Origin of the sequence: Nocardia sp. NPDC052566, assembly GCF_044547285.1 — a bacterium.
Taxonomy (GTDB): Bacteria; Actinomycetota; Actinomycetes; order Mycobacteriales; family Mycobacteriaceae; genus Nocardia.
Map to the genome: position 1 here is coordinate 672,118 of NZ_JBIUAF010000006.1, position 26,837 is coordinate 698,954.

The window sequence follows — 26,837 nt, forward strand, 5'->3', positions numbered from 1 at the left end:
CCCTTTTGCCAGAATCGTGCTCATATCACCGGTGCCGCACCAACCCAACGACCACACCCTGCATCCAGTCCGCGATGTCAGCGGCGACTCGCGCGTGCACCGGTTCGTGCAGCAGATCGTGTCCGGCCTCGGCGTACTCCCGCAAACTTACCCATTCGTGGCGCTGAGTCCATACCCTGACCGCATCGATCGGCGCCCGCCGGTCCTCGAGGCCGTGCACGGCCAGGATCGGCAGCGTAGTCGGCAGCGGGGTGCCCGGCGCGTCCGCGACGCCGCCACCGGTCGCGCGCTGCGGCAGGCCGGACAGCACGAGCCCGATCAGCTCCTGCGCCGGAATGCTCGGCGTCACCGGGAAGTTCGCCTCGACCGCCGACAGATCCGTCGCGCCGCCGGTATTCGGTATCGCGGCGCCGAGCATGCCGAGCGCGGTGACCGCGCCGAGCGAATGCCCCATCAGGAACAGCGGGGCGCCGGGCCGTTCGGCGCGCACCAGCTCGACCAGCCGCGTCGCGTCGTCCACTAGCTCGGCCAGCGTGCCCGGATTGAGCTCGTCGCCCTCGCTCAGTCCGTGCCCCGCAGTGTCAAGGGCCCATACCTCGATCCGCGCGGCGACCATGGTCCGCGCGAACCGGTGATAGTGGCTGCTGTGCTGGCCGATGCCGGGCAGCAGGACCGCTACCGCCACGTTGTTGTCGACGGGCCACCGTCGATAGTGCATCCGGCCGCGTGCGCCGGCGAAGAAAGGCATCCTCAGATACTGCCAAATATTTTGCGTCTCAGGTGACTTCACGAAAACCTGCCGGGTGGACGCGCCGCCGCCGACGGCTACACTCCCTGGTCACCGGTGTTTTCGCGAGAGTAGAGGTCTTGAGTTGACAGAGTTCCGCCGCCCTGGTCTGCGTCTCGGCGCACTCGCCCCACTGCTCGCACTGGCCTGTATGGCCGCACCGGCCGCCACCGCGGCGCCCGCCGCCACGGTGGCCGGGTGTGCGCCCGCCTCGGTCGAGACCGCGCTGCCCGCCGGTGTCCCGATGCTGGACTGGTCGGAGAACCTGGCCTACGACAGGCTGGGCAACCTGTGGGTATCTCGGATCTACCGCAATGTGGTCGAGCGCTACAGCCCCTCGGGCGCGCTGACCGCGAGCGTGCTCGTCGAGTATCCGGGCGCGGTGCGCCAGGGGCCGGACGGGCTGATCTACGTGGTCACCGGTGATTCACCGTCCAGCCTGCTGCAGCCCGGCGGTGTCGTCCGGTTCGATCCGGCGGCCGCCGACCCGAAACCGCAGCGCTTCGCCACCGGTTTCGCGCTGCCCAACGGAGCGGCCTTCGATGCGGCGGGCAATCTCTATCTGACCTCGGGGTCGGGGGTCATCCGGGTGCGCCGCGACGGCAGCATCGATTCCGACTGGACCGCGCAGGCCACCGAGCTCGCCGCGAACGGCATTGTCGTCCAGGGTGATTCGATCTACCTGACGGCCAACGGCGCCTCGCTGGGCCGGGTGCTGCGTATTCCGGTCGACAACCCCGCCGTCCGCTCCGTCATCGCCACGCTGCCCTCGCCGTTGCCCGGCCTCAGCGACTTCGCCGACGATCTCGCGCTCGACGCCGACGGGATCCTGTACGTCACCACCATCTCCGGTCAGGTGATCCGGGTGGACCCGAACTCCGGTGTCGCGTGCACGGTTCTCACCGGGGAACCCAAGACCTCCGTCACCCCCGTCCCGGGCCGCGCCGGGGAATTCCTCGCCGGTACCGAGGGCGGCAGCATCCTGCGCGTACGCCTATCCCGCTGACCGGCGCGCGCCGACGATGACCGCGGGCACGACGGCAAGCGCGACAATGCCGCCACCGAGCGCCAAGAGGGGATAACCGGCCGCGGCCACGACCAGCCCGGACAGCGTGCCACCGGCGGCCCCAGCGACGGCGATCGAAACGTCGACCAGCCCCTGGGTTTTGGCGCGGGTGGCCAGCGGCGCGGCGTCGGTGATGATCGCGGTGCCGGTGACGAGGCCGAAGTTCCAGCCGATGCCGAGCAGCGTGAGCGCCACCGTCAGCAGGGCGACGGAATCGCCGGGGGCGCGGGCGGCGACGATGCCCGCCGCGAGCAGGGTCAACCCGGAGGCGGCGGCGATCGGGTAGCGGCCGTACCGGTCGACGAGCCAGCCGGTCACCGGTGCGGGCAGGTACATCGCGCCGATATGGATGGCGATGACCATGCCCGCTGCTGCGGCGCTGTGCCCGTGGTCGTGCATCTGGACGGGCGTCATCGTCATGATCGCGACCATCACCAACTGGGTGACGACCATGATCAGCGCGCCGACAAGCACACCGGCGCTGGGCTTTTCGACCGTGCGGTGTCGCGGGTGGCCCATATCACGGTGGCGCTCGGATACCGTGGCCGCGGATGTTGTGGCGCTGAGTAGTGCCGTGCTGGACCCGGTGTCGGATGGTTCGGTGCTGGATTCTGTTGCGTGGGATGGTGCGGCGCCGGATGCCGCGGCGCTGGATTCCTTTGCGCCGGAAGGCGTGGCACTTGTCGCTGCGGCGCTGAGTGATACCACGCCGGATTCGGTGGTGCTGGATGGCGCCGTGCTGAATCCCACGGCGCTGAATTCGTCGGCGCTGGACGGTGCTGCGCCGGATTCGTTGGCGCCGTACGTCGGGGCGTTGGGTTCGGTGGCGATGGTTCTGGCCAGTAGCAGCGGATCGGGCCGTAGCCAGAGGGCGAGTACCAGCGCGGCCAGTGCGTAGGCGGTGCCCGCGAGGAGGAAGGGTCCGGCCAGGTGGGGGATGCCCAGCGCGTGGGCGAGGTCGCTGGTCGGGGCGGTGAGGTTGGGGCCGATCACGCCACCGAGGGTGGTGGCGACCAGGACGGTGGACACCGCGCGGGCGCGGTGTGCGGGGTCGGCGAGATCGGCTCCGGCATAACGGGCTTGGAGGTTCGTCGAGGTGCCCGCGCCGTAGACGAATATCGCGAGGAACAGCAGGGTGGGATTGCCCGCGACGGCGGCGGCGATGACACCGGCACTGCCGAGCGCGCCGATCAGGTAGCCGGTGACCAAGCCGGGCCTGCGGCCATGCGCTTGGGATATCCGTCCGACGGCGACGGCTGCCAGTGCGGAACCGGCGGTGCCCAGCGCGCTCGGCAGACCGGCGAGGCTGGTCGAGCCGAGCATGTCCTGTGCGAGCAGCGCGCCGACGGTCACTCCGGCCGCCAATCCGGCACCGCTCAGCGCTTGAGCAGTGACCAGTACCGTCAGCGTGCGGCGTTGTGCTCGGGCGTAAGGGGATTCGTCGATCCTGGGTGCGGAGATCGTCATCCGGGTCAGCCCAGTTCGCCCAGATCGAGACAGTCGATCAGCCCGGCGTCGGTGAACGCGGCGACCAATTCCGCACGGCCCTCGGTGAAGTGGGCCCATCCGTCGTAGTGGACGGGAACGACGCGGCGGGCCTTCAGTATTCGCGCGGCCTCGACCGCCATGGCGCTGTCGAGCACGATCGGCGCTCCGTCGAAGAGGACGGGGAAACGAGGAGCACCCGCGAAGAGGACGGCGGTGTCGATCGGGCCGAACCGCTCGGCGATGTCACGAACCGCGTCGAGTGAGGCATTGTCGCCGCTGACGTACACCGTGGGCAGATCCGTTGCGGTCAGCGCGAATCCGACGACCTGGCCGGTGATCGGTTCGACCTGCGCGCGTTCGCCGGGCCCGTGGATAGCGGGCACGCCGGTGACCGTGAGCATGCCGCCGCCGGGGCGTGCCAGCTCGATCGACTCCCAATCGGCGAGTCCCAGAGCGTCTTTGCCGAGGCGCCGACCGCCGCCCGGTGTGGTCAGGGTGAGCGGCACGCGGGCGAGCAATGCGCGGCCGGAGTCATCGAGATTGTCCGGATGCTCGTCGTGCGAGAGCAGGACGACGTCGATGCGGCCGAGGTCGTCGGGTGCCGCCGCGGCGGGTGCGGTCTTCGTCAGCAGACCGCCTGGCTGCCGGTAGTCGCGCGGCGCGTCGAAGGTCGGGTCGGTGAGGAACCGCAACCCGCCGTATTCGAAGAGGGCGGTCGGGCCGCCGAAGAGGCGGACGGGGATCTGGCGATTGATGCCTGCGGAAGTCACGGGCCAACTCCTCACGGATAAAACTAATGCTATCCGTGAGGACAGTAGGCGGTTCTCACGGATAAACGCAAGCAGTAACATGAGAAGCATGAGCGAGACGCCGATCGCCGACCCGCCGTTGCCGCCCGCACCGGGTGCCGGCCGATACCTCGCCCTCGACTTCGCCAACAGCGCCATCGCCCTGCCCGGCGGCCAGTTCGCCGACGCGCTCGGCACCACGGCGTCGACGAATCGCTGGCTCACCGAACGCGGCCTCGCGCCCGCGGGTGTCGAAGTCCAGGAGATGTGCGCGACCCAGCTGCGCGCCCTGCGCGAACACATCAGGGCTCTGTTCGCCGCCCGCGTAGCCGGGCTACCCGTCCTGCCCACAGCACTGTCCGCCGTCAACGACGCCATGAGCAGAACCCCCACAGCCGCACTCCTGCAATGGGATTCGGAGAACGGCCCCTACCGCGCCGCCCTGTGTCCCCCCAACGAGGTGCTCGACCGCGCCCTCGCCACCCTCGCCGACAACACCGCCGACCTGCTCACCAGCGCCGACGCCGATTCCCTCACCACATGCGCCTCCCCACCCTGTAACCGCTACCTCCTCCGCCACGGCCGCCGCCACTGGTGCTCCACCCGCTGCGGCGACCGAGCCCGCGCCGCCCGCGCCTACGCCCGGCGCACCCAACAGGCGGACTGAGTGCCCGTTGGTGTGCCGCCATTGGTGCTGCGCTCGCGCCGCCGGACGCGCATCGAGCGGCGGGACCTTCGCATGTTCTTGCCGGTTATGTGATGGCGCGGGTGATGCGGGATCGGATGGTGCTGAGGTGGGCTGTCAGTTCCGGTGGGCTGTCGACGTGGAAGTCGGTGCCTAAGGCGATCAGGCGGTGGGCCAGCCATTCTGGGGAGTCGTCGCGGGAAGCGGTTAGGCGGCAGGTGTTTTCGCCGACGGGGGTGATTTCGCCGGGAGCGTCGCCGAGGCGGCCCGCCACCTTGGCGGCGGGGGCGTCGATGGTGACCGAGACACGCAGTGCCGGTGTGCCCCAGTCGGTTCGGCGGCCGGAGAGGTACGCCGCCGGATCGGCGGCGGGGAGTGGGCGCGGGGTGAATCTGGCGGCGGTGGGGGTGGGAGTGGTGATGCGGTCGACGCGGTAGGCGCGCCAGTCGGCGCGGTCCAGGTCGTAGGCGACGAGGTACCAGCGGCGCCAGGAGGAGGCGAGGCCCGCCGGTTCGGCATGGCGGCGGGATTCGGTGTCCGCGCCGTCCCGGTAGGTGAAACGTACACGCTCCCTGTTGGTTACGGCCGCCGCGAGCGTGGTCAGCAGCTCGGGGTCGACGGTGGCCGTGTCGCCCGTTGCCGGCGCGAGCGCGGTGCCGAGTACGCGGACGCGGCGGCGCAGCTTGGCGGGCAGCACCTGTTCGAGTTTGGTGAGCGCGCGCACCGAGGCCTCCTCGATACCCGCGATGGCCGAACCCGCCGCGGCGCGCAGCCCCACCGCGATGGCGACGGCCTCCTCGTCGTCGACGAGCAGCGGCGGCATCGCGGCACCGGCGACCAGCCGGTAGCCGCCCGTCGCGCCCATCGATGCCTCGACCGGATAGCCGAGTTCGCGCAGCCGGTCGATATCGCGGCGCACCGTGCGATCGGTGACGCCGAGGCGTTCGGCCAGTTCGCTGCCCGGCCATTCGCGCGGTGTCTGCAGCAGCGACAGCAGGCGCAGCAGGCGGGCGGGTGTGTCGTTCATGCAGAACAGAATTCCAGAAATCTAGGACATGAATAGTCCTAGATAACTTCTACCGTGGTGTTCATGAGCAACGACCGCACCGCCATCCGTGAATTCCGCATCGAGATCCCGCAGGCCGATATCGACGATCTGCACGACCGGCTGAGCCGCATCCGCTGGTCCGCGCAGCTGCCGGGCCATGGCTGGGATCGCGGTGTCCCGGTCGGCTACCTGAAGGAGCTGGCCGAGTACTGGCGCACGGAATTCGATTGGCGCGCACAGGAGGCGGCGCTGAACGAGTTCCCGCAGTTCGTCACCGAAATCGACGGCCTCGACGTGCATTTCGTGCACGTACGCTCACCGGAGCCGGATGCGTTGCCGCTGATCCTGACCCACGGCTGGCCGAATTCGTTCGTCGAATTCGGCAAAACCATCGGCATGCTCGCGGATCCGCGGGCACACGGCCTCGATGCCGCCCAGGCCTTCCACGTGGTGGTGCCGTCGGTACCGGGTTTCGCGTTCTCCGAGGGCCCGAAGGAGCTCGGCATGAAGCCGCGCAAGGTCGCCGCGATGTGGGCCGAGCTGATGGATCGGCTCGGCTACCGGCGATTCGGCGCGCAGGGCGGCGATCTCGGCGCCTACGTCACCACCGAGCTGGCGATCCTCGCGCCGGATCGGGTGGTCGGCGTGCACATCGACGGTGGCATCGGCATGCCGACGGCGGCCGACGTGCCGACGATGACGCCGGACGAGCGCGCCGAATGGGATCTGATGCAGCAGTGGATGACCGGCATCGATCACCACGCGCTGCTGCGCGCCGGCGCGCAGACCTTCGCGCACGCCTGGACCGATTCACCGGTCGGCCTGCTGGCCTGGCTGATGCACAAGTTCACCGAGTTCACCCCGCTGGCCGACCTCGCCGAGGACGTGATGGACCGCGATCACCTGCTGACCAACATCAGCCTGTACTGGTTCACCAACACCGCGGCGAGTTCGTCATGGCCGATGTACAACGGACTGGGCGAGGACGGATTCGCTTGGCCCACTGGACAAAAGGCGGTGCCGACCGGCGTCTACTCGGGCGGCTCCGCGCTGATGCTGCGACTGGCCGAGCGGGACAACACCATCGCGCATTGGCCGGAGGGCAATACGGGCAACCATTTCATCGCGATGGAACTGCCCGAGGCGCATGTCGCCGATATCCGCGCCTTCTTCGCCAAGGTCAGCTGAAACCACATCCGCCGAAACAAGGTCGGCCGGAAAGGAGTTGGGCGGCACCCTCATCATGGTGCCGCCCAACGAATTCGGTCCGGCGCGGCCGATCGCCGCGCTCGAACCCACTGACTTGTGTTGCCGGAGTTGCTAGTTGTGCACCGAGTTGGCTGCGGGCGGCTTCGGGGCGGTCGGAGCCGCCGGTGCGGGAGCCGGGGCAGGTGCGGGTGTGGGTGCGGCGGGCGCGTTCGCCGGCACCGGCGCGGCGGGCGCGCCGGGCGCTACCTCACCCGAACCGGGCGACGGCGCCGCGGCGGGCGGCGGAACCGCGGGCGCGGCCGGAGCGACCGGGGGCGGCGGCGGTGCGTCCGGCACCATGAAGGTGCCGACGGTCGGCGTCATCACGCAGTGCGCGAACGGATAGTCGATGATGCCCCACATCGACGCGAGCACCATGCCAGGACCGCTGTTCACCGTCTTGGACAGCGACGGCATGCCGTACTCGGTCAGGTCGTCGAGCGTATCGACGCCGCTGGCGCCGTTGTTCAGGTTCACCCACGCGACCACGAGGCCGGAGGCGAGCGGCGCGCCCGAGTGCGCGGGCGTCGCGCTGAAGCGCAGCGTGCCCGGCGTCGGCGGGGCGCCCTCGTCCTTGGCCGGGCCGAGGGTGGTCGCCGCGGCGATGATCGTGGTGATCGGGCCGTTGCTGCCGCAGCCGAAGGTCGGCGCGGCGTAGGCGAACGGGGTCCACAGGGAGCCGATGTTCAGCAGTCCGGCGACATCGACGAGCTTGGTGTACTGGTTCAGCGCGGTGACGCCCGGCAGCGCGGCCGGATCCTTCTCCGCGATCTCGCCCAGTTTCGTCAGTCCGACATCCAGCGGTTTCGGCGCGGGCTCCGCCGTCGCCGTCGCGGTAAAGGTCAGAACCGCACCGATGCCGAGAGAAGTCGCCGCCGCGGCAATGCGTGCGAGGGTTCTGCCGTTCACTCGTACTCCTTGATACCGAACCTCGGGTTTCCCCGACTCCACCGCACGAAAACGTACCAGCTGATCGCGATCGGCGCTGCGGCAGTGTGCGGAGTTCCCAGACGAACTGGTCACATTTAGGGGTCGAGGTGGATGACTCATGCGTGTCCTGCGTCGAGCGTCCAGCCGGGTCGGCCATGTTGGGAGCCGGTGCGCAGATCTCACGGCTGCCTATAGGGATCCGCGGCTACTTACGGGTAGGTTTGACCGCGGACATACGAGACACAATGGGAGATGCGTATGAAAATATCCCTGTCCCCCGACGAAGTGGCCTTCCGCGACGAACTGCGAAGGTTCTATCGCAGTGAGATCCCGGCCGACATTCGCGAGCGCGCCAAGTACGGCCGCGAGCTGTCCCGCGATGACATCGTCACCACCCACAAGATCCTCAACGACCACGGGCTGGCCGTGCCCAACTGGCCGGTGGAGTGGGGTGGCAAGGACTGGACGCCGATGCAGCGCCACCTCTGGCAGGACGAGATGCAGCTGGCCTCGGTGCCCGAGCCGCTGACGTTCAACGCCCAGATGGTCGGCCCGGTGATCGCCCACTTCGGCTCCCAGGAGATCAAACAGCGCTTCCTGCCCGCGACCGCGGCCCTCGATATCTGGTGGTGCCAGGGCTTTTCCGAGCCCGACGCCGGATCCGATCTGGCCTCGCTGCGCACCACCGCGGTGCGCGACGGCGATTCCTACATCGTCAACGGCCAGAAGATCTGGACCACCATGGCGCAGTGGGCGGACTGGATCTTCTGTCTCGTCCGCACCGATCCGAGCGCACCGAAGAAGCAGGCGGGCATCTCGTTCCTGCTCTTCGACGTGAAGTCGCCCGGCGTCACCATCCGCCCGATCAAACTGGTCGACGGCAGCTACGAGGTGAACGAGGTCTTCTTCGAAAACGTCCGCGTTCCCGCCGATCAGCTGGTCGGCGAGGAGAACATGGGCTGGACCTACGCCAAATTCCTGCTCGGCAACGAGCGCACCGGCATCACCGGGGTCGGCCGCACCAAGGTCAAGATCGGCGTCGCCAAGGAGTACGCGGCCAAGACCAAGACCGGTTCCGGCACGCTGCTCGCCGATCCGGTGTTCGCGGCGCGGGTCGCCGAACTGGAGAACGAACTGCTCGCACTCGAGCTGACCCAGCTGCGCGTGGTCTCGAATTCCGAAGAGGGCAAGCCGAATCCGGCGTCCTCGGTGCTCAAGCTGCGCGGTTCCGAGCTACAGCAGGCCGCGACCGAGCTGCTGCTCGACATCGCGGGCCAGGACGCGCTCCCGGTCGACGCCGACGACATCGCCTCGCCCGCGTGGGCGCAGCGCAGCGGCCCCGGCTACCTGAACTACCGCAAGACAACCATCTACGGAGGTTCGAGCGAGGTGCAGCGCACCATCATCGCCTCCACGATCCTCGGATTGTGAGGCGCGACCATGGATTTCGAACTCACCGATGAACAGGTCATGCTGCGTGACACGGTCCGCGACCTGCTCGCCCGCAATTACGACCCCGAGACCCGCCTCAAGGTGACCGATACCGATCTCGGCTGGAGCCGCGAGGTCTGGCGCCAGCTCGCCGAACTCGGTGTGCTCGGCCTGAGTTTCGCCGAGGAGGACGGCGGCGTCGGCGCCGGACCGGTGGAGACGATGGTGGTGCTGGAGGAGGTCGGGCGCAGGCTGGCGCCGGAGCCGATCCTCGATGCCGTGCTGCTGCCCGGCGAATTGATCGCCAGGGCGGGCAGCGCCGAACAGCGGCAGCGGATCCTGTCCGAGGTCGCCGCGGGCGGCAAGCTGCTCGCCTTCGCGCATGCCGAGCCCGGTATCCGCTGGCCGTCCACCGAATTGGCGACCCAGGCCGTTGCTGTGTCCGATTCGGCGGCCGCGGGGCAAGCCGCCTCCTCCGGGCCTGACGCGGCCACCGGGGGCGACTCGTACACGCTCACCGGCGTGAAAAACCCGGTGCCGCATGGTGATTGCGCCGACGAGCTCGTCGTCAGCGCGCTACTGCCGAGCGGCGCGATCGGGCTGTTCCTGGTGGCTCCCGACGCGAACGGCGTGACGCGCAAGCCTTATCGCACGCTCGACGGGCAGCGCGGCGCACAGCTCGAATTCGCCTCGGCCCCCGCGGAATTGCTCGGTGACGGCGCCGCCGCGGCCGAGACGGTGGCGGCCGCCATCGGCTACGCGCAGGCGAGCCTGTGCGCGGAATCCATCGGCGCGATGGAAGAGGCGCTGCGCCTGACGGCCGAATACCTGAAGACCCGTAAGCAGTTCGGCGTCACGCTGTCGAAGTTCCAGACGCTGACCCAGCGGGCCGCGAACATGTACACCTCGCTCGAATTGGCGCGCAGCATGAGCCTGTACGCCACCGCGGCAATGGCCGACGGCGCGAACGATCCCGTGATCGCCTCGCGGGCCAGGCTGCAGGTCGGCCGCGCGGCGCGCCATGTCGGGCAGGAGGCGATCCAGATGCACGGCGGCATCGGCGTCACCGCGGAATATCCGGTCGGTCACTACGTGGCCAGGCTGACCGCGATCGAGCGGACGCTCGGTGGCGGGCTCGAACATCTGCGGCTGCTCAGCGATCGGGTCGGGGAGTACGAGCTGCCCGAGTTGTGACGGTGCGGGCGATCCGGCGGTGCGAACCATGATGGCGCGCACCGCCGGTCATCACTCGTCCTCGCCGTACAGCGTCGCGGGTGTGGTCGGCGGTCGCGTGGTCGGTGCGGTTTCGTCCGTCGTCGGGGTCGGGCGCCTGCGCGTCGTCGGCTCATCGGTATCCGACCGTGGCGTCGATCCCGGCGACGTCGAGGGCGGGACGGTGAAACCCGGTGGCCTGCGCGGTGGTCCCTGGGCGACCTGCCAGCTCGGCGACGGCGGGATGATCACCTTCGGCGCCGTCGAGCTCGTGTCCTTGGCATTGGCGGCGGGTGCGACGTACGGGCCGGATTTCAGTGGCGGCGGCGAGACATAGGTGTCGTGCTGACCGACACCACAGGCGCCGATGAGGACGAGTCCCGCGGAGATCGCGCCTACGGCGATCGCCGGACCGACTAGCTTGGCCCTGCTGCTCTCCATCGGTAACTCCTCGCGTATTCGAGTCGGCCTCACCTTAATCGAGGCGGGTCGGTGCGGCCAGATGAGCGGCCTATGGCATCCGGGATTTGAAACGCAAATCATTCAGATATCGGATTGGTCTCTTCGGCGTGTCATGGGTACGTGTCGTAGCGCAACCATCCACCGCCGTCGTAGCGTGTGTGATCAAAGTTACGCGTGAGACGCCAGTTGCAAGATGAGGACGCGTTGCTCGGTTTGCGCCGCGGCGATTGTCTGAAACGGCGTCATCGAGGAGTAGATGATGGGAGCTTACTCGACAACTCCGCTGGATGCGTCGACCGAAACCGCCGATTCGGCGGCATCGGCCACCTCGCAGGACAGGGTGTCGAACCGGCCGAAGCGCTCGCTGTCCACGATCGTGTCGAGGACGCTGGCCTGGCTGATCTTCATCGGTGGTATCACGGGCGCCATACTCGGCATCGCGGGGCTGCATGTCGAAATCACCGTCGCCGGGCTGATTCTCGCGTGCACAGCGGGGCTGGTGCTACTGAAGTTGCGTGCGGACAGGGGCGACACGAGCGAAAGCACCTGAGCCACACGCCGGAGCAGGCCCGCGCCGCGCGAAAAATACGGGCATACAACATTTTCGGCGCATACCGTGGATTGATATGAGGATCGAGATCACCACGGACGCCACCGAGTTCCGGTCGCGCGCCGAAGCATTCCTGCTTCGTGATCCATTGCGGCACACCGTGATCGCCACGGTGATCGCCAATCGGATCGCCGGCCTCGATGTCACCGAGGTACCCGAGTTCGTTTCGGTGCACCAGCGCGACGACGCCGTGGTCGGCGCCGCCATGCGGGCGGCCGACCGCGGCGTGTACCTCGGCGAACTGCCCGTCGAGAGCGTGCCCGCCGTCGCGGGGACCCTCGCCGACGCCGAGCCCTACACCGGCAGTGTCGAAGGGGCATACGAAGCCGCGACGACCTTCGCCGAACGCTGGTGCGCGCTGGTCGGCGGGCGGTACCGGCAGACCTACGCCACCCGGTTGTATCGACTCGGCGTACTGCGCATCCCCGACGTCGCCGGATCGCCCCGCGTGGCCACCGAATCCGATGTCGGGCTGTGCGTCGACTGGCTGGACGCGATGAGCGAGGAGTCGGGTATCTCGGGATTGCGCGTCGGCGAGCGCGGCATCCGGGCCAGGGTCGCGTCGGGGCGCTGGTGGCTCTGGGAGCATCGCGGCTGCCCGACGAGCCTTGTCGCACACCAGCTTCCGATGCACGGCTGGTCGCGGATCGGGCCGGTGTACACACCGCCGGATGAGCGCGGCCACGGCTATGCCAGCGCGCTGTCCGCCCATGTCGCGCACCGGCTGCGCGCCGACGGCCTCGACGTCTGCCTGTTCGCCGACACCGCGAACCGGACCTCCAACAAGATCTACCAGGCGATCGGCTTCCATCCGACCCACGAGTTCGTGCACCACGAGTTCAGCTGATCCGCAGGGTGTCTCGGTTCCGCGGCTCAGTTCAGCGGCGCCGAACGCCACCAGCGCAGCGCGTCGTCGACGCTGCCGGACAGGCCGTCGGTGTACATCAGGAACTGGGCGCGGTTGCTGTCGCCGGTGAACACCGTGACGATCTTGGGCCCGTGATCGTTGAACTTGTAGTTGGTGTAGGCCTTTCCACCGTTGGTGTCGCTCGACTTGGTCGCCGAGGACGGCAGCTTCTTCACCACCGCGTCCACATCGGCGGCGGACTTGTAGACGAAGATCCGGTACGACGGGTCCTCGTTGTTGCCGCCGCCATAGCAGCTCCACAGGAAGGCCCAGTTGAGGAAGTCCGGGTCGCCGTCGAACTTCGTCGGCTGGAAGCTGGCGTCGGTGTGCCAGCAGGTCGCGCTGTCGTAGCCGACCTCACCCTCGGTGCTGGTCGGCACCATGCGCGGGAACTGCGCGCCGATCGACTCCAGCGTCGGCTTGCCGGTATTGGTCGGTCCGGTGGTCTTGACGGTGGATTTCGGCGTCGTCGTGGTGCCGCCGCCCCCGTTGTCGCTGTTGGCGGCGACGGCGATGATCACGATCACCGCGACGAGCGCCGCGACGACGGCGACGCAGATGCCGACGATCAAGCCGGTGTTGGACTTTCGGCCCGGCGGCCGCTGCGGTTGCTGCACCGGCCGGTTGAGCGGCGGGCTCGGCGGGCCGGGCGGTGGCGAGGCGAAACCGGCGGGCCTGGTGTACGGATTCGTCGGCTGTGGATTGCGCGGTTGCGACACTACGGTGGCGGGCGGCGGCGTCAGCACTCCCGACCCGGCGAGCGGGTTGGCTCCGCTGGCCTGTGGGTGCGGTCCGCTGGCCTGTGGATGGGGCACGCCGGCCTGCTGGTGCGCTCCGCTCGCTTGTCCGCTGGGTTGCGGAGTGGCCGTCGGATACGGCGCGTGGGGTGTCGGGTACGGCGAATTCGTCACCGGGACAGGGGGATTGGTGCTCGGGCGGGGCCCGGTCACCGGGATCGGCGGACTCGTCAGCGGACGCGGGCCACCGACCAGCGGCATCGACGGCGTACTCGGGGTGGTCAGCGCGTTGCGCGCGGCCGTCGCGAAATCCGAACAGGTGGCGAACCTGTCCTCGGGGCGCTTGGCCATCGCCTTGGCCAGCACGCCGTCCAACGCGTACGGCAGGCCGGGGCGGTGACTGCTCAGCGCGGGCGGTGCGGACTGCAGATGGCCCTGGATCACGGCGGCCGGGTTGGTCGCGGTGAACGGGCCGGTGCCGGTGAACAACCAGAACAGCGAGCAGGCCAGCGAGTACTGGTCCGAGCGGTGATCGAGCGCGGCGCCGGTCAGCTGCTCCGGCGAGGCGTAGGCCAGTGTGGCGGTGAAGGTGCCGGTCTGGGTGAGATGGCCGGTGTCGTCGCGCAGCCGTGCGATACCGAAATCGGTGAGGTAGACGCGTTCCCCGCGCCCGCTGCCGGACCGGGCGAGCAGGATGTTCGCCGGCTTCACGTCCCGGTGCAGCACGCCGATGCCGTGCGCGTAGTCGAGTGCGTCGGCGGTCTCCTTGACGATCTGCACGGCGCGTTCGGGCGGCAGCGATTTCGGCTCCACCGACGCGGCGTCCACACCGTCGATGTACTGCATCGAAATCCACAGCTGCTCGTCGTCGAGCCCGCGGTCGTACACCGTGACGATGTTCGGGTGATCGAGCTGCGCGACCAGGTCCGCCTCCCGCTCGAACCGCGCCCGCACCTCCTTGTCGAAGAACATCTCCCGGTTCAGCAGCTTCAGCGCCGTCATGCGCGGTAGCCGCGGATGTTTCGCCAGGTAGACCGATCCCATGCCACCGCGGCCCAATTGCCGCTCGATGACATAGCCGGCGAAGACGTCACCGCTGGCCAGCATTGTCTGCTCCAATTCCCCGCCGCGCATCGGGACCCACCGATGAGCTGGCGTACAGCATAAGAACCCGTGGTCAGATCAGGCCGACCCCGAAAAACATCGAAACCATAGCAAGATGCCGCGACCGCGAACGCCGTCGGCGACAGTTCGAGAACCGCCGCTACGGCGGCGGCCGCGGATCCGGCGGCGGATGCCCGCGCCGCGCATTGAACCCGGACCGCACCGGAAAATCAGGCAGCGCAATGATTTTCGGCCGCCCCGTCCGCCGCGCCCCCGAAACCGGCACAGGCTGCCCCGTCGCCTCCTCCTGCGCCCCCGATTGCTGCGGCCCAGTGTGCGCGGTCGAGTCCTGCGGTGCCGGGTGCTGTTGCGGTGCTGAGTGCTGCTCCGCAGGGTGTTGCGGCATCGAGTGTTGTGGCGGCGCCGGATGCTGTTGTGGCGTCGAGTTGTGCTGAGGTGCCGAGTTTTGTTGCGGCGTCGAGTTCTGTGGTGTCGAGCGTTGCTGCGCTGTCGAGGGTTGCGGTGCCATGTGCTGTTGCGGCACTGGGCGTTGCTGCGGCGAGTGGTGTTGCGGCGCTGAGCGTTGCCGCGCCGCGGGGTGTTGCGATGCCGGGTGCTGTTGCGACGCAGAGTGCTGCGGTGGCGTCGGGTGTTGCTGTGGTCCCGGGTGCTGTTGTGACGTCGAGTGGTGCTGGGGTGCCGAGTCTTGGTGCGCCGAGTGCGGCGGTGCCGAGTTCTGCTGTTGCGGTGTCGGGTGTTGCTGTGCGCTCGAGTGCTGTTGGGGTGTGGTGTGTTGCCGCGGTGCCGGGTGTGCCGATTGCGCTGGTGTGCCGTTCGGCTGGTAGCGGTGCATGTCGTCGAGTGCGTGGCGGAAGGTGGCGGCGAACTCGGTGCAGCTGCCGAAACGGTCGCCCGCGCGCTTGGCCATCGCCCTGGCGAGTACCCGGTCGAGGCTGGGGGGCAAGGCGGGGCGGGTTCGGCGCAGGCTGGGGACCGGGGAGTACAGGTGTTGGTTGACTACGGCGAGTGGGGTGGCACCGGTGAAGGGCACGCTGCCGGTCAGCATCCAGAACAGGGTGCAGGCCAGCGAGTATTGATCGGCCCGATCGTCGAGCGGCAGTCCGGTGAGAAGTTCGGGTGGTGCGTAGGCCAGCGTCGCGGTGATGGTGCGCGCCGAGGCCAGCGTGGTGTCGCTGCCGCGCAGTGCCGCGATGCCGAAGTCGGTGAGCAGCACCCGTTCCGGCTGACCGATGGGCGCCTTGGCGAGCAGGATGTTGGCGGGCTTCACATCGCGGTGCAGCACCCGGTGCGCGTGCGCGAAATCCAGCGCCGCCGCGGTATCGGCGATGATCTGTGCCGCCCGGCCCGGTGCGAGCACGTTCACATCGGCACAGGAGACATCCGCGCCCGGCACATACTGCATGGAGATCCACAGCTGCTGATCCTCGGCGCCACGATCGAAGACCGTCACGATATTCGGGTGGTCCAATCCGGCGGCCAGATCGGCCTCGCGCTCGAACCGGCGCCGGATCTCGACGTCGGTGTACAACTCGCGCTTGAGCAGTTTCAGCGCGGTCATCCGCGGCAGCCGCGGATGTTTGGCCTGATAGACGGTGCCCATGCCACCCTGGCCGAGCACGCGTTTGATGAGGTAGCCGGCAAAGACGTCACCGGGCTGCAACACGATTGTTCACCCCCCTCGTCGGGTCGAGCGCGTGGTTTCTACCGATGTATCTCGGCCACCCGCCCTGATGCAACATTCTATTGTCGCCGCCCCGATGTGTCGGTGTCACTCATTACGCTGTCCCCTATGCGCATTGGTGCCCACGTTCGACTTGACGGTGATCCGATCGGCTTCGGGGAGAAACTCGGCGCCGATGTCATCCAGATGTTCGTTGTCGACCCGCAGAGCTGGGACAAGCCGCAGCCGCACCCGCGAACCGAGGAGATCGTGGCCAGCCCGATCGATGTGGTGGTGCACTCCTCGTATCAGATCAATGTGGCCAGCCTGAACAACCGGCTGCGGATGCCCTCGCGCAACGCGGTGGCCCAGCAGGCGAAGGCCGCCGCCGATCTCGGCGCGTTCGGCCTGGTCGTGCACGGTGGGCACGTCCGCTCCGACGCCGAAATCGACACCGGCATCGATAACTGGCGCAAGCTGTTCGAACGCCAGCAGGACAAGGGCGGTTTCGCGGTGCCGATCCTGATCGAGAACACCGCGGGCGGAAATCACGCCATGGCACGGCATTTCGATGCCATCGGCAGGCTGTGGGACGCGGTCGGTGAATTCGGCGCCGGTTTCTGCCTCGACACCTGCCACGCTTGGGCGGGCGGCGAAGAACTGATCGGCGTTGTCGACCGGATCAAGGCGATCACCGGCCGAATCGACCTGGTGCACCTCAACTCCTCCCGCGACGAGTTCAACTCCGGCGCCGACCGCCACGCCAACTTCGCCGACGGCACCATCGACCCGCAATTGCTCGCCGAGGTCTGCAAGACGGCGGGCGCACCGGTGATCCTGGAAACGCCCGCCGAGGGTGTGGCCGACGATCTGGCGTATCTGCGGGAACACGTGGGCTGAGGTTTTATCCTTCCGCCCCCTGAAGGTTTGGGCCTGACACGCGGTGATGTTGCCGGTCGAGTGATCATCAGGAACTGAGGGATGTATCGGCCGAGAGGGTACTAACCTCAGTTCCTGATGATCGGTTGTCCAGGATGATTTCGGCGATCGAGCCGACTCAACGGTGGGGTTGGGGTTCAGGGCGATGGACAGGCCGGTTGCGGTGAGATCAAAATTCCGCGAGCGCAGTCGAATGGCCGTACGACACGCCGTATCCAGCGGCCATTCGACTGCGCTCGATGCTGGCGAGTATGAGGCGGTGCGGTGTTTGGGATCAGGGGGATGGAAAGGCTGGTTGCGGTGGGGGTTTCGGTGGTGTTGTCGAGGGCGACGTAAGTGGGCTCGACGGCGAAGGTGGATTCATGACGGTTGGACACGCTCCCTCTACCGCAACGGTGACCAAGCTCGGGGCGCGGATCGGTGCTCAGATCGGCAATGTTCGGCTCGGTGGGGAGCTGGACAAGGTGACGGTCGAGGTGATTCGGCGGGCGTTGCTCGAGCACAAGGTGATCTTTTTCCGGGAGCAGGACCACCTGACCGAGGACGGGCAGTACGAGTTCGCCGAGCTGCTCGGTACCCCGACTACGCCGCATCCGACCGTGACCACGCATGGTGTGAAGAGTCTGGCGATCGATTCCGAGTACGGACGGGCCAACAGCTGGCATACCGATGTGACGTTCGTTGATCGGATTCCGAAGGCATCGATTCTGCGGGCGGTCACCTTGCCGCCCTATGGCGGGTCGACCACATGGGCCTCGACCGTTGCCGCGTACGAATCGCTACCGGAACCGCTCAAGCGGCTGGCCGAGAATCTGCGGGCGGTGCACACCAACATCTACGACTACGCCGCCGTGCATCGGGACAAGACTACGGCCAACTCGGCGGCCTACCGTGCCGAGTTCGAGTCGGACTACTACGAGACCGAGCATCCGGTGGTGCGGGTGCATCCGGAGACCGGTGAGCGTGCACTGCTGGTCGGGCATTTCGTGAAGCATTTCGTCGGGCTGTCCACCGGTGAGTCGCAGGCGCTGTTCCGCCTGTTCCAGGATCGGGTGACGCGGCTGGAGAACACCGCGCGCTGGAATTGGGCGCCGGGCGATGTCGCCATCTGGGACAACCGGGCCACCCAGCACTACGCGATCGACGATTACGACGACCAGCCCCGCAGGCTGACCCGCATCACGCTGGCCGGTGATGTGCCGGTCGGTGTCGACGGCAGCGCGAGCGTCAGCATCGCCGGTAACGCCGAGCACTACTCGATTATCGAAGAACCCCAGCTCCTGGCGTCCTGACCGGTCGCACGGCCCCGTCAAGGGCGGGGCCGTGTGGCGTAGGGGGCCCGCGCATGGTAGAGACTGTTGCGCATGAGTATTCGGCCGTTGGACGGGGTGCGCGTCCTCGAGCTCGGCAATTACATCGCGGCGCCGACCGCGGGACGCATCCTCGGCGATTTCGGCGCCGAGGTGATCAAGGTGGAACGCCCGAAAGCCGGTGACGAGCTGCGCAATTGGCGGCTCTACGGCGGCGACACCTCGATGCTGTACCGGACCATCAACCGGAACAAGAAGTCGATCACGCTCGATCTGCGCAGCGAGGCGGGCCGCAAGGTCGTGCTCGATCTGATCCGTCACTGCGATGTGCTGCTGGAGAATTTCCGCCCGGGCATGCTGGAGAAATGGGGTCTCGGGCCGGACGTGCTCGACCAGGTGAATCCGAATCTGGTGATCACCCGCATCTCCGCCTACGGTCAGACTGGGCCGCTGTCGGCCCGCCCCGGCTTCGCCGCGGTGGCCGAGGCGGTCGGCGGCCTACGTGAGCTGGTCGGTGATCCGGATCGGCCACCGGTGCGCACCGGCGTGTCCATCGGCGATTCCATCGCGGGCATCTACGCCGCGTTCGGCACGGTGATGGCGCTGTTCCAGCGCGAAAAGCGGGATGCGGCGATTCCGCTGGGGGAGCGCGTCATCGACGTCGCACTCAACGAGTCCATCCTCTCGGTGATGGAATCCCTTGTCCCGGACTATCTTGCCTACGGCATCAGCCGCGAGCGCGTCGGCGGCCGGGTGGAGGGTATCGCGCCGAGTAACGCCTACCCGTGCAGCGACGGCGTCAGCATCATCATCGGCGGCAACGGCGATGCCATCTTCCAGCGCTACATGCAGGTGATCGAACGCCCCGACCTGGCAGCCGATCCGGAGCTACAGGACAACGCGGGCCGCTGGCGCAACAGGGATCGCCTCGACGCCGCCATCGCGGAGTGGACCGTTCAGCACACTCGTGACGACGCGCTGAAGCTGCTGGAGGCGGCCGCTATTCCGTGCGGTCCGATCTACACGGCCGCGGATATCGTCGCCGACGAACAGTATCTGGCGCGCAACATGATCCAGCAGTTCCCGGTGGATATCGGTGAGCCGCAACCGAAGACGGTCGGCTTCCCCGGCATCGTCCCGGTGATCGGTGGCGAGTCGCTGCCCATTCGCAATGTCGGCCCCGACCTCGGCGAGCACACCCACGAGGTGCTTTCGCAGCTGTTGGGTATGAGCGACACCGAGATCGACGCACTGGAGGACTCGTGAGCAGGCGCAGACAAGACCGCAGGCGGCCGACGGGCCGTGATCCGCGCGAGCTCCGCGGCCCCGCGCACATCCGCCCGACTGTGCATCCCAATCCGGCCGGTGTCCACGAAAAGCCGTGGGGCGGTGTGATGTGCGTACCGCGCCAGGACCGTGAGGAGCGATGACGGCCCAGCACGAGTCGCTGCTGCGCGATGTCACCCTGCGTGACGGGTTGCAGCTCACCGGGAAAGTACTTCCGGTGGAGCGGAAAGTGGAGATCGTGCGCGGCCTGCTCGCGCTCGGCGTGCCCGCGCTCGAGATCGGGTCCATGGCGCGGCCCGATCTGGTGCCGCCGATGGCGAACACCATGGAGTTGATCGCCGCGCTGACTCCGCAAGAGCTGCAACGCTGTTGGGTGTGGGTGGCCACGCCGCGCCACGTCGAGAAGGCGGCCGCCGCAGGCGTGCGCAACTTCCAGTACTGCTTCTCGGCCTCCGACGCGCACAACAGGGCCAATATCGGCCGGACCACCGAGGACAGCGTCGCGGCGATGCCGGACGCGGTGCGGCTGGCCCGCGCGGCCGGTGGCGAGATCCAGCTGTGCCTGGCCACCAGCTTCACCTGCCCCTTCGACGGCCCGGTCGATCCGGAGCGAGTCCTGGCCATCGCCAACGATTCCCGCACCGAGGGTGCCGCCGATATCGTCATCGCCGATACGCTCGGCCAGGCGCATCCGGCACAGGTGAGCGCGCTTATCGCGGCGGTGCGCGACCGAACGCCGCGGCGGCGCATCGTCTTCCATGGTCACGACACCTGGGGTATGGGTGTGGCCAACACCCTTGCCGCACTGGCGGCGGGCGCCACCATGGTCGATGGTGCGCTCGGCGGCCTCGGCGGCTGCCCGTTCGCCCCGGGCGCCAGCGGCAACACCTCGTCGGAGGACATCCTGTTCGCCACCAGGCCGCACTGGTTCACACCGGCGAAGCTGGCCACCCTGGTCGGTCTCACCGAACGGCTCCTGGCCGATCTCGGTGAGCCGAACCGCTCGCGCGCCGCGGAGGGCGCCCGTTCCAAAGCGGCTGCCTTCGAATGGGTTATCCCCGGCTGAGTCCGAAAGGCCTTGTCCTGGAACAGTGGCCATAGTAGCGTCTGGACAGGTGTCCATCGTATGGATGGACACCCGATCCAGGAGGACGGTCATGACCCTGGTGCGGCCACGGCGGGTTTCCGGCGGCGACGGCGAGTACGGCCATCTCGACGAATTCCGCAGCGATCCCCTCGCTTTGATGCGCAGGGTGCGCGCCGAATGCGGTGACGTCGGCGCGTTCGAACTGGCGGGCAGGCAGGTCATCCTGCTGTCCGGCGCGCAGGCCAACGAATTCTTCTTCCGTTCCGGCGACGAGGATCTGGATCAGGCCGCCGCCTATCCGTTCATGAAGCCGATCTTCGGTGCGGGTGTCGTGTTCGACGTACCGCCCGAGCGGCGCAAGGAGATGCTGCACAACCAGGCGCTGCGGGCCGAGCAGATGCGCGGCCACGCCGCGACCATCGGCCGCGAGGTGGCGCGGATGCTCGCGCGCTGGGACGACGAGGGCGAGATCGATCTGCTCGACTTCTTCGCTGAGCTGACCATCTACACCTCCTCGGCCTGCCTGATCGGCGTGAAGTTCCGCGACGAACTCGACGAGCGCTTCGCCCGGCTCTACCACGATCTGGAACGCGGCACCGACGCCATGGCCTACGTCGACCCGTACGCGCCGATCGAGAGCTTCCGCCGTCGCGATGCCGCGCGCGCCGAACTGGTCGAGCTGGTGCAGGGCATCATGGACCGGCGTGCCGTGAACCCTCCTGGGGCGAAGGACGATCGGGACATGCTCGACGTGCTGATCTCGATCACCGACGAGCACGGCGCGGCGCGGTTCAGCGCCAGCGAGATCACCGGCATGTTCATCTCGATGATGTTCGCCGGGCACCACACCACCTCGGGCACCGCGGCATGGACGGTCATCGAATTACTGCGCCACCCGGACCGGCTGCGCACTGTGGTGGATGAGTTGGACGAGCTCTACCAACACGGCTCGGACATCAGTTTCGGTGCGCTGCGCCGGATTCCGAACCTGGAGGCGGTGGTCAAGGAGACGCTGCGGCTGCATCCGCCGCTGATCATCCTGATGCGGGTGGCGCGCGGCGAATTCGAGGTGTGCGGGCACGGCATCGAATCCGGCGATCTGGTCGCGGCGACGCCCGCGATCTCCAACCGGATCGCCGAGGATTTCCCGAATCCGGACGCCTTCGATCCCGGCCGCTATCTCGATCCGAGTCAGCAGGATCTGCTCAACCGCTGGACCTGGATTCCGTTCGGCGCGGGCAGGCATCGGTGCGTCGGCGCGGCGTTCGCGCTCATGCAGCTGAAGGCGATCTTCTCGATACTGTTGCGCGACTGGGAATTCGAGATGGCCCAGCCGTCGGACAGCTACCGCAACGACCACAGCAAGATGGTGGTGCAGCTGCGGCAGCCGTGCACGATTCGTTACCGGCGCAGGAAGTATTGAAATCCGCTGCGCGTGAACGATCTTTCGGGCGCCGCAGATATCTACGGTGTGCGACGCCCCCTCATGCTCCTCGTGATGGCCGTCGCGGTCACCGTGCTGCCTTCGGCGGCACACTCGACCGCGGAATCGGCTTCCCTTGTCCCGCAACTACAAACCGACCTCGACAGTTTGGTGCAGAGTATGGCTGTGCCAGGCGCACAGCTGATCCGCACCGAAGGCGATCAGGTGCTCCAGCTCAACAGCGGGGTCGGCGATCTGACCACCCGCTCACCCTTCCCCGATCTCGCGCAGGTGCGGATCGCCAGCAATACCAAGTCGTTCGTCGCGACGGTGCTGCTCCAACTGGTCGCCGAAGGGCGGCTGGAGCTGGACGCTCCTGTCGAGCTGTACCTGCCCGGCGTCGTGCGCGGGCCCGGCGGTGACGGAAACCTGATCACCGTGCGAAATCTGTTGCAGCACACCAGCGGCATTCCGGACTACCTGGACCAGCTGCCCGCCGCCTCGGTGGCCGACCTGCAGCGCAGCCGGCCCGCCGCGGAGCTGATCCGGCTCGGTCTCGACCAGAACGCCCGGTTCGCGCCCGGTTCGGAGTCCAGGTACTCCAACACCAACTATCTGATCGCGGGCAAACTGATCGAGCAGCTGACGGGCCGCCCCGCCGGTCTGGAGATCACCACCCGCATCCTCATCCCGCTCGGCCTGCGCGACACCTATTGGCCCGCATACCCGTTGGAGAATGTGATCCGCGGGCCCCATCCACGTGGCTACCACTCGTTCGACGGCCCGCTCGTCGACATCACCGATATCGATCCCGGCTGGGGTCTTTCCGACGGCGCCATGGTGGCCTCCGGCGCCGATCTCAACCGGTTCTTCATGGCGCTGCTGTCCGGTCAGCTGGTGCCGCCGGCGCAACTGGCCGAGATGGAACGTACCGTCCCGGCCGGCGCGCCACGGGTGACCGAGGATGCCGGACTCGGGCTGTTCCGCCGGATCACCTCGTGCGGCATCGAGACCTGGGGCCACGGCGGCGCCATGAACGGCTACTACGTCGTCAATGCGGCGACGGCCGAGCGCGCCGTGACCGTCAGCGTGAATCAGCTACCCGGATTCCTCACCCTGATCGCGCACCAGGATGCCGTGCACGAGCTGCTCGACGAGGCGATCTGCGGTTAGTGCCAGGTGCTAGAGCGCGGCCTCGATGGCGGCGATGACCGAGGGATCGTCGGGGGTGGTCCGCGGCCGGAAGCGGCCCGCCACCTTCCCCTCGCGATCGATGAGGAACTTCTCGAAGTTCCACTGGATATCACCGGCCGCGCCCTCGGCGTCGGCGGTCTCGACCAGTACGCGGTAGAGCGCGTGCCGGTCGTCGCCGTTCACGTCGGTCTTCTCCAGCAGCGGGAAATCCACGCCGTAGGTGGTGGAGCAGAACTCCTGGATCTCCTCCGCCGAACCGGGTTCCTGGCCCATGAACTGGTTGCACGGCACCCCGACCACGCTGAATCCGCGCGGGCCGTAGGACTTCTGCAACTCGACCAGCGTCGAATACTGCGGTGTCAGGCCACACTTGGAGGCCACGTTCACCACAAGCACCGCCTTGTCACCGGCCAGCTCGTCCAGGGTGGTCGGCTCACCGGCCAGGGTGCGTAGCGGAATCTCTCGAAGGCTCATTCTTGCCACCGTACTCAACGCAGCCTGGTGCGGCGCATCAGCCGCAGCGTCGTCATGGTCATCTTCAGCTGCTTCTCGTAGGGCATCGCCGAGCGGGCCGCGAGCACCTGACGCTTCTGCACGCCGACATTCACGGCGTCGGTGTACTTCAGCAGCCCGGCATCGCCGTGCCTGGTGCCGACGCCGGACTGCTTCACCCCGCCGGACGGTGTCGCCTTGGTCGCGTAGGTGGCGACGAAGCCGTCGTTGATGTTGATATTGCCCGCCTCGAGCTGTGCGGCGATCCGGTTGGCGCGGGCCAGGTCCCGGCTCCAGACGCTGGCGTTGAGTCCGTAGTCGGTGGCGTTGGCCAGCCGGATGGCCGCCTGCTCGTCGGTGAATCGGTACACGCCGACCACCGGGCCGAAGGTTTCCATGGTCGCGTGGGTCATCTCGGGCGTGACGCCGGTGAGCACCGTCGGCTCGTAGAACGCCGGGCCGAGATCGGGCCGGGCGGCGCCGCCGGTGAGCACCGTCGCGCCCTTGGCGCGGGCGTCGTCGACGTGTGCCGCCACTCGCTCCATATGCTGGACCGAGACCAGCGAGCCGAATTCCGGTGTGTAGTCGTAGGCCGCGCCCGCCTTGGCGCCCAAATCCTGTGCGGCCGTGACGAGTCGATCGACGAACTCGTCGTACAGCTTGTCGTGCACATAGATTCGCTCGATGTGCATACAGGCCTGGCCGGAGTTGGCGAACACCGCGAACGCCGCGCCGGGGATCACGTCGTCGAGATTCGCGTCGTCGAGCACGATCATCGGGTTCTTGCCGCCGAGTTCGAGGCTGCACCCGATCAGGTTCCGGCCCGCCTGCTCGCCGACCAGCCGTCCGGTGGCGGTGGACCCGGTGAACATCACGAAGTCGGCGTTATCGATCAGCGTCGGCCCGACATCGGGTCCCTCGCCGCATACCACCTGGAACAGCCCCCGCGGCAGGCCCGCTCGGTACAGCAGCTCGATGCCGAACAGCGCGCAGAGTGCGGTCTTGTTGTCCGGTTTGAGTACGACGCCGTTGCCCGCGATCAGCGCGGGCACCGCGTCCGAGAGCGCGATGGCGAACGGGAAGTTCCACGGCGCGATGACCGCGACGACGCCCTTGGGCCGGTGCTCCTCGGTCGAGGTGGTGATCAGCGGCATCGGGCCGCCGCGGCGGGTCGGTCGCAGCACCCGCTTGGCGGTCTTGAGGTAGTGGCTGATGACCATCGGCACGTCGCAGGATTCCTCCAGCGCCATCCTGCGGGTCTTGCCGCAGCCGATCTGGATCAGGTCGGCGATGGTCTCGGATTCGCGCAGCAGCAGCTCGTGCGCCCGCTCGAACACCGCGAGCCTGCGCCGCACCGGCCAGCGCGCCCAATCCCGCTGCGCGGCACGTGCGGTCGCGTAGGCGGCGGTGATATCCGCGGGGCGCGACTGCGGCAGCTCGCCGACCGTCGCGCCGGTGTAGACCTCGATCATCGAGTACGGCGCCGCCGTGCCGTCGGCGGCGACCATCCCGGTCAGCCGGTCGATCAGTGCGCCGGTGATCCGGGCGGGCAGTGCGGTGGCCGGACCCTGTTCGGTTTCGGTCGAGCTCATGGATGCGCCTCCATCGGGTGCTTGCCGATCAAATTAGAACACGTTCCTGGTTGGTGGTCACCGGGTTCGCCGGTTCCGGTTACCGCACGGTGAGCGGTAACGGGATGCCGCGATCGGTGAACGTGAAGGCGGCGCCGGTGCTGAAGCGGGTGATCGCGACCTCCGCCGCTTCGCGGAAGGGCGTGGGGGCGAGCGCGAGCTCGATGGTCAGGCTGTGGTCACCCGAGGTAGTGGAGCGAGCGAAGAACCGCGGGTTGACTCCGCGTGCCATCGCCTCGACCGGTTCGAGGTGCTCGGCGTCGATCACCGACGGCCAGGCGCCGTCGGTGATCGACGGGCTGTGCCGCGGCAGGTGCAGCAGGACCGAGTCCGTGCGAGCGGATACCTCGATATCGGTGTAGTGCAGCGGATTCCATGCCGGATGTAGCCGCAGTACCCGCGCGAGCGCGGCGGGATCGTCGCCGAGGCCGAGCGCGTTGCGCAGGCGTTCGGCGGTGAGCCCGGCGATGCCGGTGAACTGCTTGCGGCAGATGTCGACGGCGGCACCGGGATCCAGCTCGCGCACCGCGACGAGGAAGCCGAGCGTGAGCAAATGGTGTTGCAGGCATACCTCGTCCGCGAGCCGGACCAGCGCGGAGTGCGAGAAGTCCGCGAAGCGCAGGTCACTCAGCAGGGGTCCGGCGTAGTCCGGCAGCCCGGGACCGTCATGGTCGACGGCGGGCAGTTCGAGGCGGGCGGCCGCCGAATTCGCCACCAGCCCGGCGTTTTCCGGTGCGGCGGGCGGGGTGTGCGCCGCGTCGATCGTGACGGTCCACGCGCACACCGGATGACGGTCGGCGGGTACCCGGGGCGGGCGATGGATGGGCCGGACCCGCGCGTGCGGGTTGGTGGCCAGCGCGGTCGCGTCGAAGGTCGGATCCTCGATGTCGTGGCACATCGAGACCACGAACTCGGTGCCCATCGGCTCCACATCGCACAGCGCACCGCAGTGGTCGAGCCAGAACTCGCCGCTGTCGTGATCGTCGACGCGGAACCGGAAGTCCATGAACTGCGGCGGCGCGCCGATATCCAGTTGCAGCCCTTTGAAAATCGTCGCGACGCCGTCGCCCTCGATGCCGAGCGCGGTGCGCATGCGGCGGGTGTAGACGGGGCTGGCCAGCCGCCACTCCTCGATCGCGATGGCCGTCATGCCCGCGCGCCCGAAGGCGGCCAGCGAATGCGCCATCCCGGATCTGTCGATCAGGTGGCCGCACAGCAGCAGTTCGGGCAGCAGAGTCGCCAGTGTGTGCCTGGACAGCTCCGCGAACGCACTCGAGCGCGACATCTCGT

24 protein-coding genes are annotated in these 26,837 nt (G+C 68.0%); 13 read left to right on the forward strand and 11 right to left on the reverse strand.

Annotated elements, in window-relative coordinates; translation table 11 throughout:
- Positions 1–25 precede the first annotated feature (25 nt).
- Positions 26–748 (reverse strand): alpha/beta hydrolase, encoded by a 723-nt coding sequence (locus ACIG5A_RS33025; RefSeq protein WP_397247315.1) that lies wholly within the window; start codon positions 746–748, stop codon positions 26–28.
- Positions 749–872: 124 nt separating this feature from the next.
- Here ACIG5A_RS33025 and ACIG5A_RS33030 point away from each other — a divergent pair, with 124 nt between their 5' ends.
- Entirely contained in the window at positions 873–1,793 is a 921-nt protein-coding gene (locus tag ACIG5A_RS33030; RefSeq protein ID WP_397247317.1) for an SMP-30/gluconolactonase/LRE family protein, read from the forward strand.
- Here the strand turns inward: ACIG5A_RS33030 and ACIG5A_RS33035 are convergent.
- Both ACIG5A_RS33035 and ACIG5A_RS33040 read right to left on the reverse strand, forming a co-directional pair.
- Positions 1,782–3,320 carry an MFS transporter gene (locus ACIG5A_RS33035; RefSeq protein WP_397247319.1) on the reverse strand — a complete coding sequence of 513 codons (1,539 nt, stop codon included), beginning with the start codon at positions 3,318–3,320 and terminating at the stop codon, positions 1,782–1,784. The genes ACIG5A_RS33030 and ACIG5A_RS33035 overlap by 12 nt on opposite strands.
- 5 nt (positions 3,321–3,325) lie before the next feature.
- Positions 3,326–4,111, reverse strand: coding sequence for an MBL fold metallo-hydrolase (locus ACIG5A_RS33040; RefSeq protein WP_397247321.1), 786 nt, complete (start codon positions 4,109–4,111; stop codon positions 3,326–3,328).
- An 88-nt stretch (positions 4,112–4,199) separates the two neighbouring features.
- Here ACIG5A_RS33040 and ACIG5A_RS33045 point away from each other — a divergent pair, with 88 nt between their 5' ends.
- The gene (locus ACIG5A_RS33045; protein ID WP_397247323.1) at positions 4,200–4,796 is read left to right on the forward strand and encodes a CGNR zinc finger domain-containing protein; all 597 of its coding nucleotides are present in this window, start codon (positions 4,200–4,202) and stop codon (positions 4,794–4,796) included.
- An 85-nt stretch (positions 4,797–4,881) separates the two neighbouring features.
- Here the strand turns inward: ACIG5A_RS33045 and ACIG5A_RS33050 are convergent, their stop codons facing one another.
- Positions 4,882–5,841 (reverse strand): helix-turn-helix transcriptional regulator, encoded by a 960-nt coding sequence (locus tag ACIG5A_RS33050; RefSeq protein ID WP_397247325.1) that lies wholly within the window; start codon positions 5,839–5,841, stop codon positions 4,882–4,884.
- Positions 5,842–5,904: 63 nt separating this feature from the next.
- On the opposite strand from ACIG5A_RS33050, the gene ACIG5A_RS33055 reads away from it, so the two are divergent.
- The gene (locus tag ACIG5A_RS33055) at positions 5,905–7,050 is read left to right on the forward strand and encodes an epoxide hydrolase family protein (RefSeq protein ID WP_397247327.1); all 1,146 of its coding nucleotides are present in this window, start codon (positions 5,905–5,907) and stop codon (positions 7,048–7,050) included.
- A 132-nt stretch (positions 7,051–7,182) separates the two neighbouring features.
- Here the strand turns inward: ACIG5A_RS33055 and ACIG5A_RS33060 are convergent, their stop codons facing one another.
- Positions 7,183–8,019, reverse strand: a complete 837-nt coding sequence (locus ACIG5A_RS33060) for a hypothetical protein (RefSeq protein ID WP_397247329.1) — start codon at positions 8,017–8,019, stop codon at positions 7,183–7,185.
- Positions 8,020–8,298: 279 nt separating this feature from the next.
- Between ACIG5A_RS33060 and ACIG5A_RS33065 the strand changes: the two genes are divergently transcribed.
- Entirely contained in the window at positions 8,299–9,471 is a 1,173-nt protein-coding gene (locus ACIG5A_RS33065) for an acyl-CoA dehydrogenase family protein (protein WP_397247331.1), read from the forward strand.
- Between the two features lie 9 nt (positions 9,472–9,480).
- Complete coding sequence (locus ACIG5A_RS33070; RefSeq protein ID WP_397247333.1) at positions 9,481–10,665, forward strand: acyl-CoA dehydrogenase family protein; 1,185 nt, start codon at positions 9,481–9,483, stop codon at positions 10,663–10,665.
- A 51-nt stretch (positions 10,666–10,716) separates the two neighbouring features.
- On the opposite strand, the gene ACIG5A_RS33075 is transcribed toward ACIG5A_RS33070, so the two are convergent.
- Positions 10,717–11,124, reverse strand: coding sequence for a hypothetical protein (locus ACIG5A_RS33075; protein WP_397247335.1), 408 nt, complete (start codon positions 11,122–11,124; stop codon positions 10,717–10,719).
- Between the two features lie 277 nt (positions 11,125–11,401).
- On the opposite strand from ACIG5A_RS33075, the gene ACIG5A_RS33080 reads away from it, so the two are divergent.
- Positions 11,402–11,695, forward strand: coding sequence for a hypothetical protein (locus ACIG5A_RS33080; RefSeq protein WP_397247337.1), 294 nt, complete (start codon positions 11,402–11,404; stop codon positions 11,693–11,695).
- 76 nt (positions 11,696–11,771) lie between these two features.
- Positions 11,772–12,602 (forward strand): GNAT family N-acetyltransferase, encoded by an 831-nt coding sequence (locus tag ACIG5A_RS33085; protein ID WP_397247339.1) that lies wholly within the window; start codon positions 11,772–11,774, stop codon positions 12,600–12,602.
- 26 nt (positions 12,603–12,628) lie between these two features.
- Here the strand turns inward: ACIG5A_RS33085 and ACIG5A_RS33090 are convergent, their stop codons facing one another.
- Positions 12,629–14,533 (reverse strand): serine/threonine protein kinase, encoded by a 1,905-nt coding sequence (locus ACIG5A_RS33090; protein WP_397247341.1) that lies wholly within the window; start codon positions 14,531–14,533, stop codon positions 12,629–12,631.
- A 130-nt stretch (positions 14,534–14,663) separates the two neighbouring features.
- A complete protein-coding gene (locus ACIG5A_RS33095) occupies positions 14,664–16,187 on the reverse strand; it encodes a protein kinase (protein WP_397247343.1) in 1,524 nt (507 codons plus the stop codon).
- Between the two features lie 126 nt (positions 16,188–16,313).
- Here ACIG5A_RS33095 and ACIG5A_RS33100 point away from each other — a divergent pair, with 126 nt between their 5' ends.
- The 6 genes from ACIG5A_RS33100 to ACIG5A_RS33125 all read left to right on the forward strand — a co-directional run bounded on the left by ACIG5A_RS33100 (position 16,314) and on the right by ACIG5A_RS33125 (position 23,403).
- On the forward strand, positions 16,314–17,084 hold the full coding sequence (locus ACIG5A_RS33100; protein ID WP_397247345.1) for a deoxyribonuclease IV: 771 nt from the start codon (positions 16,314–16,316) through the stop codon (positions 17,082–17,084).
- Positions 17,085–17,485: 401 nt separating this feature from the next.
- Entirely contained in the window at positions 17,486–18,415 is a 930-nt protein-coding gene (locus tag ACIG5A_RS33105; protein ID WP_397247347.1) for a TauD/TfdA dioxygenase family protein, read from the forward strand.
- Positions 18,416–18,487: 72 nt separating this feature from the next.
- Positions 18,488–19,699, forward strand: a complete 1,212-nt coding sequence (locus ACIG5A_RS33110; protein WP_397247349.1) for a CaiB/BaiF CoA transferase family protein — start codon at positions 18,488–18,490, stop codon at positions 19,697–19,699.
- Positions 19,700–19,859: 160 nt separating this feature from the next.
- Complete coding sequence (locus ACIG5A_RS33115) at positions 19,860–20,786, forward strand: hydroxymethylglutaryl-CoA lyase (protein ID WP_397247351.1); 927 nt, start codon at positions 19,860–19,862, stop codon at positions 20,784–20,786.
- A 91-nt stretch (positions 20,787–20,877) separates the two neighbouring features.
- A complete protein-coding gene (locus ACIG5A_RS33120) occupies positions 20,878–22,230 on the forward strand; it encodes a cytochrome P450 (RefSeq protein ID WP_397247353.1) in 1,353 nt (450 codons plus the stop codon).
- A 12-nt stretch (positions 22,231–22,242) separates the two neighbouring features.
- Complete coding sequence (locus ACIG5A_RS33125) at positions 22,243–23,403, forward strand: serine hydrolase domain-containing protein (RefSeq protein WP_397247355.1); 1,161 nt, start codon at positions 22,243–22,245, stop codon at positions 23,401–23,403.
- Between the two features lie 9 nt (positions 23,404–23,412).
- Here the strand turns inward: ACIG5A_RS33125 and ACIG5A_RS33130 are convergent, their stop codons facing one another.
- The 3 genes from ACIG5A_RS33130 to ACIG5A_RS33140 all read right to left on the reverse strand — a co-directional run bounded on the left by ACIG5A_RS33130 (position 23,413) and on the right by ACIG5A_RS33140 (position 26,832).
- Entirely contained in the window at positions 23,413–23,898 is a 486-nt protein-coding gene (locus ACIG5A_RS33130; protein ID WP_397247357.1) for a glutathione peroxidase, read from the reverse strand.
- Between the two features lie 14 nt (positions 23,899–23,912).
- The gene (locus tag ACIG5A_RS33135; protein ID WP_397247359.1) at positions 23,913–25,508 is read right to left on the reverse strand and encodes a succinic semialdehyde dehydrogenase; all 1,596 of its coding nucleotides are present in this window, start codon (positions 25,506–25,508) and stop codon (positions 23,913–23,915) included.
- Between the two features lie 79 nt (positions 25,509–25,587).
- Complete coding sequence (locus ACIG5A_RS33140) at positions 25,588–26,832, reverse strand: hypothetical protein (protein ID WP_397247361.1); 1,245 nt, start codon at positions 26,830–26,832, stop codon at positions 25,588–25,590.
- Between the last annotated feature and the right edge of the window lie 5 nt (positions 26,833–26,837).

Excerpts from the sequence above, each read along its gene's own strand:
- ACIG5A_RS33025 (WP_397247315.1), bottom strand. The coding sequence starts at position 748 with ATGCCTTTCTTCGCCGGCGCACGCGGCCGGATGCACTATCGACGGTGG.
- ACIG5A_RS33035 (WP_397247319.1), bottom strand. The coding sequence starts at position 3,320 with ATGACGATCTCCGCACCCAGGATCGACGAATCCCCTTACGCCCGAGCA.
- ACIG5A_RS33045 (WP_397247323.1), top strand. The coding sequence starts at position 4,200 with ATGAGCGAGACGCCGATCGCCGACCCGCCGTTGCCGCCCGCACCGGGT.
- ACIG5A_RS33050 (WP_397247325.1), bottom strand. The coding sequence starts at position 5,841 with ATGAACGACACACCCGCCCGCCTGCTGCGCCTGCTGTCGCTGCTGCAG.
- ACIG5A_RS33055 (WP_397247327.1), top strand. The coding sequence starts at position 5,905 with ATGAGCAACGACCGCACCGCCATCCGTGAATTCCGCATCGAGATCCCG.
- ACIG5A_RS33065 (WP_397247331.1), top strand. The coding sequence starts at position 8,299 with ATGAAAATATCCCTGTCCCCCGACGAAGTGGCCTTCCGCGACGAACTG.
- ACIG5A_RS33070 (WP_397247333.1), top strand. The coding sequence starts at position 9,481 with ATGGATTTCGAACTCACCGATGAACAGGTCATGCTGCGTGACACGGTC.
- ACIG5A_RS33075 (WP_397247335.1), bottom strand. The coding sequence starts at position 11,124 with ATGGAGAGCAGCAGGGCCAAGCTAGTCGGTCCGGCGATCGCCGTAGGC.
- ACIG5A_RS33080 (WP_397247337.1), top strand. The coding sequence starts at position 11,402 with ATGATGGGAGCTTACTCGACAACTCCGCTGGATGCGTCGACCGAAACC.
- ACIG5A_RS33085 (WP_397247339.1), top strand. The coding sequence starts at position 11,772 with ATGAGGATCGAGATCACCACGGACGCCACCGAGTTCCGGTCGCGCGCC.
- ACIG5A_RS33090 (WP_397247341.1), bottom strand. The coding sequence starts at position 14,533 with ATGCGCGGCGGGGAATTGGAGCAGACAATGCTGGCCAGCGGTGACGTC.
- ACIG5A_RS33100 (WP_397247345.1), top strand. The coding sequence starts at position 16,314 with ATGCGCATTGGTGCCCACGTTCGACTTGACGGTGATCCGATCGGCTTC.
- ACIG5A_RS33105 (WP_397247347.1), top strand. The coding sequence starts at position 17,486 with ATGACGGTTGGACACGCTCCCTCTACCGCAACGGTGACCAAGCTCGGG.
- ACIG5A_RS33110 (WP_397247349.1), top strand. The coding sequence starts at position 18,488 with ATGAGTATTCGGCCGTTGGACGGGGTGCGCGTCCTCGAGCTCGGCAAT.
- ACIG5A_RS33115 (WP_397247351.1), top strand. The coding sequence starts at position 19,860 with ATGACGGCCCAGCACGAGTCGCTGCTGCGCGATGTCACCCTGCGTGAC.
- ACIG5A_RS33120 (WP_397247353.1), top strand. The coding sequence starts at position 20,878 with ATGACCCTGGTGCGGCCACGGCGGGTTTCCGGCGGCGACGGCGAGTAC.
- ACIG5A_RS33130 (WP_397247357.1), bottom strand. The coding sequence starts at position 23,898 with ATGAGCCTTCGAGAGATTCCGCTACGCACCCTGGCCGGTGAGCCGACC.
- ACIG5A_RS33135 (WP_397247359.1), bottom strand. The coding sequence starts at position 25,508 with ATGAGCTCGACCGAAACCGAACAGGGTCCGGCCACCGCACTGCCCGCC.
- ACIG5A_RS33140 (WP_397247361.1), bottom strand. The coding sequence starts at position 26,832 with ATGTCGCGCTCGAGTGCGTTCGCGGAGCTGTCCAGGCACACACTGGCG.